Consider the following 10,257-nt stretch of genomic DNA (forward strand, 5'->3'; position numbering starts at 1 on the left):
CACAGGCGATGATGGCGTCGAGATACTCGGTGTCCCAATCCTCCGGTGCCACCGCCGTCACCCGCGGATCGACCGCCCGGGCCGCCGCATCGCCGCGCACCGCACAGCCTGCATCGAGCAGATCCTTCACCAGAACCGGCAGGGCCTTGTCGGCGATGGCGCGGTCGACAAGCAGCGTCTCGGCGGCGCCACAGATCGACGTGCGGCGCATCTTGGCGTTCAGCACCACCTTGCGCGCCGTCTCCAGGTCGGCGGCGGCATCGACATAGACGTGGCAGTTGCCGTCCAGATGCTTGATGACCGGCACCCGGCTCTCGTCGGCGATGCGCTGGATCAGCGACTTGCCGCCGCGCGGGATGATGACGTCGATGTACTCGCGCATCGTCAGCATGTGGCCGACGGCGGCTCGGTCGGTGGTCGGCACCAGCTGGATCGCCGCCTCCGGCAGCCCGGCCTCGCGCAGGCCCTGGACCAGGCAGTCGGCGATGGCGCGGGACGACCGGATGCTCTCCGAACCGCCGCGCAGGATGGCGGCGTTGCCTGACTTCAGGCAGATGCCGCCGGCGTCCGCCGTCACGTTGGGCCGGCTTTCATAGATGATGCCGACGACGCCCAGCGGCACGCGGACGCGCTGGATGTGCAGACCGTTGGGCCGCGTCCAGTCGGCCAGCACACCACCGATGGGATCGGGGAAGTCGGCGATGTCCTCAAGCCCCTTGGCCATCGCCTCGATGCGCTTGTCGTCCAGCATCAGCCGTTCGCGCATGGGGCCGGACAGGTCGCGGGCGTTCGCCATGTCCTCGGCGTTCGCGGCCTTGATCTCGGCGGCGCGGGCGCGGATGGCCGCCGCGGCCGCCCTCAGCGCCCGGTCCTTCGACGGTCCTGGCACGGTCGCCAGCGCGGCCGCGGCGGCGCGGGCGGCGCGGCCGAGGGCGATCATCTGGTCGTGCAGGGCGTCGGTGGTATCGAGCAGGGCGGACATGGAGGTCTCCGGACACTCTATCCGTTGAAGGGACGACGACCTTAACGAATTGTTCGGGGTTGCGAAAGCCGCGCGGTTGTGGGACTTCGGCGTTGCGGTATGGGCGGGCGTGTGCAAAACGCAACGCGTCGGCACCGCCGGGGGAAGGTTGTCAGGTAGGGTGACATGCTGACGCTGCTGCTGATCGTCTCCGCCTTCTTGGCCGGCGTGCTGAACGCCGTGGCCGGGGGCGGCAGTTTTCTGACCTTCCCGGCGCTGATCCTGGCCGGCGTGCCGCCGCTGAACGCCAACGCCACCAGCACCGTCGCGGTGTCACCCGGCGCGCTCGCCAGCGCCTTCGGCTACCGGCGGGAACTCGGCCGCATCCGCGAGGTCCACCTGCCCTCCTTCCTCGGCATCAGCCTCGTCGGCGGGCTGCTCGGCGCCCTGCTTCTGCTGTGGACGCCGCAGCGGACCTTCGAGGTCATCGTGCCGTGGCTTCTGCTGTTCGCGACGCTGCTGTTCGCCATCGGCCCGACGGCCTCGGCCTGGGTGCGGCGCAACGTCACCATCGGCCATGGCACGGTGCTGGCGGTGCAGTTCCTGATCGCGGTCTATGGCGGCTATTTCGGCGGCGGCATCGGCATCCTGATCCTGGCGACGCTTGGGGTTTTCGGCCTGACCGACCTGCATGCGATGAACGGGCTGAAGTCGCTGGTCTCCGGCTGCCTGAACGCGGTGGCGGTGGCGGCCTTCGTCGCCGGCGGTGCGGTCTATTGGACGGAGGCGCTGGTGATGCTGGTCGCCGCCATGGCCGGCGGCTATGCCGGCGCGTCGGTCGCCCGCCGCATCCCGCCGCCGGTCCTGCGCAAGCTGGTGATCCTGGTGGGCGCCGGCATGACCGTTTATTTCTTCCTCACGAAAGCCTGACCCGAACGGAGTTCCCCGGCATGTCCGCCCCCATCGACCGCAATACCCTCCCTTACCGCCCCTGCGTCGGGATCATGCTGTTGAACGAGCGCGGCGAGGTGTTCGTCGCGCGGCGCTGCGGCTCGGAGGCCGACTGGCAGATGCCCCAGGGCGGCATCGACAAAGGCGAGGATGCCCGGACTGCCGCCTTCCGCGAGCTGGAGGAGGAGATCGGCACCGCCAAGGCCGACTTCATCGCCATGACCGCCGCCCCCCACCGCTACGACCTGCCCGACGACCTGCTGGGCAAGGTGTGGAAGGGACGCTGGCGCGGGCAGGAGCAGATGTGGATGCTGGCCCGCTTCACCGGTGCCGAATCCGACATCCGGCTCGACACCGGCCATCCGGAATTCGACGCCTGGAAATGGATCGACGCCGAAGAGTTGCCGGGCCTGATCGTCGCCTTCAAGCGGCCGGTCTATGAATCGGTCCTGGCGGAGTTCCGTCCGCTGATCGCACTGGCAAAGCGCTGATCCGCATCCCCGGGCGCGGATCCCGGCTGCATGTCGCATTTTTGATTGCCGTTATCCCCAACTTCCCGCCCCCCCCGGCCCACCCATGGCGTCCGCTTAACGAATCCTTGAGACGCCTTCTGGCAACGTCGCTGCTGCAACCGGAATGCGCAGGAGCGGGCCGGCTTTGGACGGAGGGGTGGCGTGTCGCTGATCAAGTGGACGGAGGAGGATGACGGCCGGGTCCGCCTGGGCCTGCCGAGCGACCTCGATTTGCCCATGGCGCAACCCCTGCTCGACAGCCTGCGCGCCGCATTCAAGGCTTCGGTGGACGTCACCGTCCAGGCGGACACGGTCGAACGCATCAGCGCCGCCTGCATCCAGGCGCTGGTCGTCGCCTCCCGCGATGCGGCGGAACAAGGCATTTTCTTCGCCATTCTGCGCCCGTCCGAAATCCTCGCCGAAGCCTGCGAGGATTTGGGTCTGGCCGGCTGGCTGAAGCAGTGGAGGCGTGCATGAAGAAGAAAGTGATGACGGTGGATGACTCGCGCACCATGCGCGACATGGTGTCCTTCACCCTGCGGGGCGCCGGTTACGACGTGGTCGAGGCCGCCGACGGCCAGCAGGCGATGAACGCCATCGCCGCCACCAAGGTCGATCTGGTCATCACCGACCTGAACATGCCGGTGATGGACGGGCTGACCCTGATCCGCAAGCTGCGCGCCGTCCCGGCCCACCGCACCCTGCCGATCCTGATGCTGACCACCGAAGCGGACGAGAGCAAGAAGGCCGAGGGCCGGGCCGCCGGCGCCACCGGCTGGATCGTGAAACCCTTCAACCCCGACAAGCTGGTGTCGGTGGTGCAGAAGGTCTGCGGCTGACCCCAAGCCGTCAGCGTCAGGGAGGCGACAGCCGTGGACGATCTCAGCCGTTTCAAGCAGACCTACTTCGACGAAAGCGCCGAACTCCTGGCCGTCGCCGAGGCCGGGCTGCTGCGTCTCGCCCCCGGCGAGGTCGATATGGACGAGGTCAACGCGATCTTCCGCGCCGTCCATTCGATCAAGGGCGGTGGCGGTGCCTTCGGCTTCAACGAGCTCGTCGCCTTCGCGCACGAATTCGAAACGGTGATGGACGGCGTGCGCAACGCCGAAATCCCGATCACCACCGAACTGGTCGACACGCTGATCCGTGCCAACGACGTGTTGGCCCGCCTGCTCGCCCATGCCGCCGACGAGACGGAAGCGCCGGCCGGCACCACCGACGACACCGTCGCGGCGCTGCGCCGCTTCCTGGGCAAGGCCGGGGCACCGGCGGAGGACGTTGCCGGGGTACCGCCGACCGCAACGATGCTCCATCCCGACGATGAGGATGACGAGGCCGGCATCTTCGGCGACGCACTGGCCGCAATCCAGGCGGCGCGCGACGACCGGCCTGCTGCCGCTTCCTCGGGGACCATCCCCGAAGGGACGCTACGCTGGACCGTCGTTTTCCGTCCGAAGGCCGAACTGCTGCTGTCGGGCAACGAGCCGACCTACATGCTGCGCGCCCTGCGCCGGCTGGGCGAGGCGGAAGTCGTCTGCCACCTTGACAAGCTGCCCTCCCTGCGCGACCTCGACGCCGAGCTGCTGCACCTGTCCTGGACGGTGACTCTGCTCGCCGGTCCGCAGGTCGACCGCGCCCGGATCGACGATGTGTTCGAGTTCGTCGCCGACGATTGCGACATCACCATCAGCGCCGAGGCCCCGCCGCCCGCGATCATCCCACCGGCAGAACCCGTCGCGGTCTCGCCGGCGGTTCCCGTTCCGGCCGGCCCGGCGGCGGCGGCTACGCCCATCACCCCGGCTGCCACCACGTCGGGCACGGCGAAGCCTGGCGACGGCGCCAAACGTGCGGGGGGCGCTGCTGGGGGCGGCGACCATGCCGGACCCACCACCCACACCATCCGCGTCGATCTCGACAAGATCGACCGCCTGGTCAACATGGTCGGCGAGATGGTCATCACCCAGGCGATGATCGCGGAGCATCTGCGCGACCTGCCGCCCGGCCAGTTCCAGGAACTGCTGGAGGGGCTGGAGGGCCTCGCCCAGCACACCCGCGAACTGCGGGAGAGCGTGATGTCGATCCGCGCCCAGCCGGTCTCCAGCGTCTTCTCCCGCATGCCGCGGCTGGTGCGCGAATGTGCCGCAGCCACCGGCAAGGAGGTGATGCTGGTCACCTCGGGCGAGACGACGGAGGTCGACAAGACGGTCGTCGAGAATCTCGTCGATCCGCTGACCCACATGATCCGCAATTCCATCGACCATGGGCTGGAAAGCCCGGAGGAGCGGGAGCGGGTCGGCAAGCCGCGCGCCGGCACCGTGCATCTGTCGGCCGCCCACCGGTCCGGCCGCATCGTGATCGAGGTGACCGACGACGGCCGTGGCATCAACCGCGCCAAGGTGCTGTCCAAGGCGATCGAAAAGGGGCTGGTGCAGCCGGGGTCCACCCTGTCGGACGAAGAGATCGACAATCTGATCTTCCTGCCCGGCTTCTCCACCGCCGATCAGGTCTCGAACCTGTCCGGCCGCGGCGTCGGCATGGATGTGGTGCGGCGGAACATCTCCAGCCTGGGCGGGCGCATCGGCGTCTACTCGACGCCGGGCGAAGGGTCGCGCTTCGTCCTGTCGCTGCCGCTGACGCTGGCGGTGCTGGACGGCATGGTGATCTCGGTGGGAGAGGAACGCTTCGTCCTGCCGCTGACCAACATCGTGGAGAGCCTGCGGCCGAAGCCGGCCGACCTGCATGGGCTGGTCAACAAGTGCGACGTCATCATGGCGCGCGGCGAATATGTGCGGCTGGTGCACCTGCACCGGCTGTTCGGCATCCCCAAGGCCATCGACGACGCCACCAGGGGGCTGGTCGTGCTGGTTGAGACGGAGGACGGTTCCCGCCTCGGCCTTGTGGTGGACGAGGTGCTGGGCCAGCAGCAGGTCGTCATCAAGAGCCTTGAGGCCAACTTCCGCCGGCTGGACGGCGTCGCCGCCGCCACCATCCTGGGCGACGGCCGGGTCGCCCTGATCCTCGACGTCGCGGGCCTGCGCGAAATGAGCCGCCACGGTGCCGGAAACGGCACCGGCAGCAGCGTCCCGTCTCCCCCATCCCTGCCCGCCCCGGCGGACAGGACCGACCAGCGTCAACGCCAAACGGTTTGAGGTCCAGCGATGAGCAGCTCCACCGCACTCGCCCCCGTCAGCTCCCGCACCGATCTCCAGTCCGCCGGCACCGCGAACGGGAACGAGGAGCAATATGTCACCTTCACGGTCGGCAGCGAGGAATATGGCATCAACATCCTGGCCGTACGCGAAATCCGCGGCTGGACGCCGGAAAGCCGCCTGCCGAACCTGCCCGATTATGTCCGCGGCGTGATCAACCTGCGCGGCATCATCATCCCGATCTTCGACCTGCGCGCCCGCTTCGGCGGCGGCCCGACCCAGGTGACCAAGCGCCACGTCGTGGTGGTGATGCAGGTGGGCGAACGCACCCGCGGCATCCTGGTCGACGCCATTTCCGACATCCTGGCCATCGGCCACGACGCCATCAAGCCGCCGCCCGATGTCGACAGCGGCCTGATCGACGCGGAATATCTCAGCGGCCTCTACACCGCCGAGAACCGCATGGTGACCCTGCTGAACGTGGGCAAGCTGTTTGCCGGCGAGCATGTCGATCAGGACGCCGCCGCCCGCGCCGCGCTGGAGCCGACCTGACCGCAGCGGGCGGAAAGCCCACGGTGACGCGAAGTCCGTTGCCCGCACAGTCCGCCAGACCTGCAACCGCTTGAGGACACACCCGGTGTCGCGATGACCGAACGCCCGCCCGCCTTATCGACCGACACCGCGACGCTGCGGCGCCCTCCGGCCGCGGTGTCCGGTGGCGCGCGCGAGTTCCATTTCGAACGGCACCATTTCGACCTGATCGCCGCCCTGCTCTACCAGCTGGCCGGCATCGCGCTGGCACCGCACAAGGCCGAGATGGTCTATGCCCGGCTGGCCCGCCGCCTGCGCGAACTGCGGCTGCCCGACTTCGACGCCTATTGCGCCCTGCTGCAAAGTGACGATGTGGCGGACGAGATCGGCTTCCTGGTCAATGCGCTGACCACCAACCTGACCAGCTTCTATCGCGAATCGCACCATTTCGACTTCCTCGCCTCCACCGTCCTGCCGGAGGTGCGGATGCTGAACGCCGGCCAGCCGAAGCCGCGGCTGCGGTTGTGGTCGGCCGGCTGCTCCTCGGGACCGGAGCCCTACACCATGGCGATGGTTCTGGTCTCCACCATGGGGGCGGATTTGCGCCGCTGGGACGCCCGCATCCTCGCCACCGACATCGATACCCACATGGTGGACACCGCCCGGCGCGGCATCTACCCGCTGTCGGGGGCCACCGGCATTCCACCGTCGATCCGCCTGCGCTTCACCACCGACACCCGGCTGGACGGTGAGCCGGCCGTGGCGATGGGCGAGGAGCTGAAACGCCTCGTCACCGTCAAGCCTCTGAACCTGCTGGAACATTGGCCGATGTCCGGCCCGTTCGACGCGATCTTCTGCCGGAATGTCCTGATTTATTTCGACCGCCGCGGCCGGATGCAGGTGATCGAGAACTTCGCCCGGATGCTTCGTCCCGGTGGCTATCTGTTCCTCGGCCATTCCGAAAGCCTGTATGGCGTCTCGAACCTGTTCCGGCAGGCAGGCCCGACGATCTACCGGAGGGACTGAGCGATGCATGCCGCCCCCGAGTCCAGTCCCGAGCCGGCCCGCGCCGCATCGCCCCGCCGCATGGGCAGCGGCCGCTATTTCAACCAGGAATTCAAGGTCGACACCGTCAAGATCGCGCTGGGAGAGCAGGCGGTCAGCGACCGCCCCGACCTGATGATCGCGACGACGCTGGGATCCTGCGTGGCGGCCTGCATCCACGACCCGGTGCGGGGCATCGGCGGCATGAACCATTTCATGCTGCCCGACCTGCTGGAGAGCGAGCCGGACGGTGCCGGCATGGCTGCGCGCTATGGTTCGGTCGCGATGGAACGGCTGATCGACGCATTGCTGGCGGCGGGGGCGGAGCGCCGGCGCCTGCAGGTCAAGCTGTTCGGCGGCGGCCGCGTCATCGACTCGAGCTACGATATCGGCGGGCTGAACAGCCGCTTCGCACTGGATTACGTGCGGACGGAAGGGCTGACGCTCGCCGGCTATGATCTCGGCGGCGGCTCCGCCCGGCGGCTGCATTATTTCCCGCACAGCGGGCGGGCGCTGCGCCGCCTGCTGCGGCCGGAGGCGGCGGCCGACGCCGTCACGCGCGAACGGCATTTCATCACCCGCCTGGACCGCACCCCCGAGGAGGGCAAGGTCGAACCGCTCGTGCCGACCGATGCGGGAGGGAGCTGACCGATGTCCAGACCGATCCGTGTCGTCATCGTCGACGACAGCGCCCTGATGCGCGAAATGCTGAAGGACATCCTGAGCCGCGAGGCGGGGAAGGAGGGGGCCGGCGTCGCCCGCGACGCCTTCGAGGCGCGCGAGGTGATCAAGGCCACCAACCCCGACGTCATCACCCTGGACGTCGAGATGCCGAAGATGGATGGCCTGTCCTTCCTTGAGAAGATCATGACGCTGCGGCCGACGCCGGTCATCATGGTCTCCTCCCTGACCCGCGAGGGGTCCGACGCCGCCATCCGCGCGCTGGAGCTGGGGGCGGTGGACTGCGTCGCCAAACCCGGCGGCTCCGACGGGCAGGGCTTCGAGGCGACGGCGATGGAGCTGGTCTCCAAGATCCGCGTCGCCGCCACCGCGCGCCTGACCATGCGCCGCCCGGCCCCCGTCCACGGCGTCCTGCCGGCTCCGCGGCGCGCCGGATCGGGCAAGCGGCTGATCGCCATCGGTGCCTCGACCGGCGGGGTGGAGCGCATCCGCGACGTCCTGGCCGCCATGCCGGGCGACTGCCCCCCCATCGTCATCACCCAGCATATGGGGCCCAGCTATGTGCCCAGCTTCGCCGCCCGGCTGGACCGGCTGTCCGCCCCCACCGTGCGGGTGGCCGCCCATGGCGACCGGCCGGCCCAGGGGCTGGCGCTGATCGCCCCCGGCGACCGCCATCTCGCCATCGTCCGCGACACCGCCGGCTTCGTCTGCCACATCCAGGACACGCCGCCGGTCAGCGGTCACCGCCCGTCGGTCGACGTGCTGTTCGCCTCCGTCGCCAGGGCGGCCGGCAACAATGCCGTCGGCGTCATCCTGTCGGGCATGGGCCGCGACGGCGCCATCGGCATGAAGGCGATGCGTGAAGCCGGCGCCTTCACCATCGGCGAGCAGGAATCGAGCTGCGTCGTCTATGGAATGCCGCGCGCCGCCAGGGAGGCGGGCGCGGTCGCGGTCGAACTGCCGCTCGGCCAAATCCCCGCCGAGATGCTGCGCGCGTTCGACGCCGTCGGCGAACGTCCCCGCACCGCACCGACCTGACCGGGCATCCGGATCGGGTTTCCACGGGCAGAGTTTCCTGGGTCTGAGTTTCCCGGGGCAGAGTTTCCAAGGAGCACCAGCATGTTCAATCCCGCTGCCCATGACGCCGTCCGGACGGGCCTTGCGACTGCCGCGCCGCAGGATACGTCCGCGCACCCGGACGGCGCAGCCAAGGTCGCGGTCACCGCGGAGCTGCTGTCGACCTGGCTCGGCTTCGCCGACGTGCAGCGCCGCACGCTCGACATCGTGCAGAGCGAGCTGACGCGGACCTCGGACCATGTGGAGACCTCGACCCTCGACCTGTCGGAACGCTTCAGCGAACTGGCGCAAAAGGCGATGGAACAGTCGGAGCGGGTGGCGCAGATCGTCGCCGTGGCCGGGTCCGTCGAGATCGACGGCGAACGGGTGCCGCTCGACGCGCTGGTCGTCGGCATGCAAGGCATCATCACCGACATGGTGACCAACATCGTCACCCTGTCCCGCCACGCGATGAGCATGGTCTATCTGCTGGACGACGTGCAGAAGGACGTGGCGGAGCTGGAAAAATCGATCGGCGACATCGACGGCATCAACCGCCAGACCAACTTCCTGGCGCTGAACGCCACCATCGAGGCCAGCCGCGCCGGCGAGGCCGGGCGCACCTTCGCCGTGGTCGCGCAGGAGGTGAGGCACCTATCCCGCTCCACCGGAGAACTGGCGGAGCGCATGCGCAGCAAGGTCACCGCCGTGGTGAAGGGGGTGCGCAACGGCCACGACATCCTGCGCCAGATCGCCAACACCGACATGTCGCCGCAGATGCTGGCCAAGGAGCGCGTCGACAAGACGATGGACAGCCTCGTGGCGCAGACCACCCATTTCAAGACGGTGCTGGAGACGGCGGCATCGGTTTCGACCGACATGTCCTCCACCATCGCCCACGTCATCACCGGCATGCAGTTCCAGGATCTGACCAAGCAGCGCATCGAGGCGATCAACGACAGTCTGGCCATCATGAGCGCCGGGCTTGGCGATCTGGAAAGCCGCATCCGCGACCAGATCCCCCCCGACATCGGCGTGCGGGAACCGCAGGAATGGCTGAACCAGCTGATGGGCCGCTTCACGCTCAGCGAAATGCGGGAACGCTTCGTGCGCAAGCTGCTGCTGGAAGGCACCGCGCTGGATGAAAATGGCGTGCTCGACCTCGATGTCGCAGGCGGAAGCGGAGCCGGCGGTGATATTGAACTCTTCTAGCGCGGCACGCCCGCCGATTGTACGATGAACCAGCATTGCGGAAAGACGGGCCTATGGATTACGGCATCGAGCTGTCTGATCGGGAGGCGGTGGTCCGCCTGCGTGGGCGCCTGACCTTCAACGACCATGCGAAGTTGCGGACGACTCTAGAGGATCCCCG

The 10,257-nt window shown here is 68.5% G+C and carries 11 protein-coding genes; 10 read left to right on the plus strand and 1 reads right to left on the minus strand.

Going from position 1 to position 10,257, the window contains the following annotated elements:
• On the minus strand, nucleotides 1–982 hold a 982-nt coding region (locus I71_RS11900; RefSeq protein ID WP_042695073.1), incomplete at its 3' end, for a glutamate-5-semialdehyde dehydrogenase.
• A 165-nt stretch (nucleotides 983–1,147) separates the two neighbouring features.
• Here I71_RS11900 and I71_RS11905 point away from each other — a divergent pair.
• The 10 genes from I71_RS11905 to I71_RS11950 all read left to right on the plus strand — a co-directional run bounded on the left by I71_RS11905 (nucleotide 1,148) and on the right by I71_RS11950 (nucleotide 10,097).
• Nucleotides 1,148–1,891 carry a sulfite exporter TauE/SafE family protein gene (locus I71_RS11905; protein ID WP_042695074.1) on the plus strand — a complete coding sequence of 248 codons (744 nt, stop codon included), beginning with the start codon at nucleotides 1,148–1,150 and terminating at the stop codon, nucleotides 1,889–1,891.
• 20 nt (nucleotides 1,892–1,911) lie between these two features.
• Nucleotides 1,912–2,403, plus strand: coding sequence for an RNA pyrophosphohydrolase (locus I71_RS11910; RefSeq protein WP_042695075.1), 492 nt, complete (start codon nucleotides 1,912–1,914; stop codon nucleotides 2,401–2,403).
• 183 nt (nucleotides 2,404–2,586) lie between these two features.
• The gene (locus tag I71_RS11915) at nucleotides 2,587–2,901 is read left to right on the plus strand and encodes an STAS domain-containing protein (protein ID WP_042695076.1); all 315 of its coding nucleotides are present in this window, start codon (nucleotides 2,587–2,589) and stop codon (nucleotides 2,899–2,901) included.
• The gene (locus I71_RS11920) at nucleotides 2,898–3,263 is read left to right on the plus strand and encodes a response regulator (protein WP_042695077.1); all 366 of its coding nucleotides are present in this window, start codon (nucleotides 2,898–2,900) and stop codon (nucleotides 3,261–3,263) included. The genes I71_RS11915 and I71_RS11920 overlap by 4 nt, the downstream gene beginning before the upstream one ends.
• 33 nt (nucleotides 3,264–3,296) lie before the next feature.
• Nucleotides 3,297–5,573, plus strand: a complete 2,277-nt coding sequence (locus tag I71_RS11925) for a chemotaxis protein CheA (RefSeq protein WP_042695078.1) — start codon at nucleotides 3,297–3,299, stop codon at nucleotides 5,571–5,573.
• A gap of 9 nt (nucleotides 5,574–5,582) precedes the next feature.
• Nucleotides 5,583–6,125, plus strand: coding sequence for a chemotaxis protein CheW (locus I71_RS11930; RefSeq protein ID WP_042695079.1), 543 nt, complete (start codon nucleotides 5,583–5,585; stop codon nucleotides 6,123–6,125).
• A gap of 93 nt (nucleotides 6,126–6,218) precedes the next feature.
• Nucleotides 6,219–7,130 carry a protein-glutamate O-methyltransferase CheR gene (locus I71_RS11935; RefSeq protein ID WP_049976062.1) on the plus strand — a complete coding sequence of 304 codons (912 nt, stop codon included), beginning with the start codon at nucleotides 6,219–6,221 and terminating at the stop codon, nucleotides 7,128–7,130.
• Nucleotides 7,131–7,133: 3 nt separating this feature from the next.
• Entirely contained in the window at nucleotides 7,134–7,796 is a 663-nt protein-coding gene (locus tag I71_RS11940) for a chemotaxis protein (RefSeq protein WP_049976063.1), read from the plus strand.
• Nucleotides 7,797–7,799: 3 nt separating this feature from the next.
• Nucleotides 7,800–8,867: a chemotaxis response regulator protein-glutamate methylesterase gene (locus I71_RS11945; protein WP_042695080.1), complete on the plus strand. Its 1,068-nt coding sequence runs from the start codon at nucleotides 7,800–7,802 to the stop codon at nucleotides 8,865–8,867.
• An 81-nt stretch (nucleotides 8,868–8,948) separates the two neighbouring features.
• The gene (locus I71_RS11950) at nucleotides 8,949–10,097 is read left to right on the plus strand and encodes a methyl-accepting chemotaxis protein (protein ID WP_042695081.1); all 1,149 of its coding nucleotides are present in this window, start codon (nucleotides 8,949–8,951) and stop codon (nucleotides 10,095–10,097) included.
• Nucleotides 10,098–10,257 lie beyond the last annotated feature (160 nt).

The sequence above is a fragment of the Azospirillum sp. B506 genome, assembly GCF_000333595.1.
In the GTDB taxonomy this organism is placed as follows: Bacteria; Pseudomonadota; Alphaproteobacteria; order Azospirillales; family Azospirillaceae; genus Azospirillum.

Excerpts from the sequence above, each read along its gene's own strand:
- I71_RS11940 (WP_049976063.1), top strand. The coding sequence starts at position 7,134 with ATGCATGCCGCCCCCGAGTCCAGTCCCGAGCCGGCCCGCGCCGCATCG.
- I71_RS11945 (WP_042695080.1), top strand. The coding sequence starts at position 7,800 with ATGTCCAGACCGATCCGTGTCGTCATCGTCGACGACAGCGCCCTGATG.
- I71_RS11905 (WP_042695074.1), top strand. The coding sequence starts at position 1,148 with ATGCTGACGCTGCTGCTGATCGTCTCCGCCTTCTTGGCCGGCGTGCTG.
- I71_RS11920 (WP_042695077.1), top strand. The coding sequence starts at position 2,898 with ATGAAGAAGAAAGTGATGACGGTGGATGACTCGCGCACCATGCGCGAC.
- I71_RS11935 (WP_049976062.1), top strand. The coding sequence starts at position 6,219 with ATGACCGAACGCCCGCCCGCCTTATCGACCGACACCGCGACGCTGCGG.
- I71_RS11930 (WP_042695079.1), top strand. The coding sequence starts at position 5,583 with ATGAGCAGCTCCACCGCACTCGCCCCCGTCAGCTCCCGCACCGATCTC.
- I71_RS11910 (WP_042695075.1), top strand. The coding sequence starts at position 1,912 with ATGTCCGCCCCCATCGACCGCAATACCCTCCCTTACCGCCCCTGCGTC.
- I71_RS11950 (WP_042695081.1), top strand. The coding sequence starts at position 8,949 with ATGTTCAATCCCGCTGCCCATGACGCCGTCCGGACGGGCCTTGCGACT.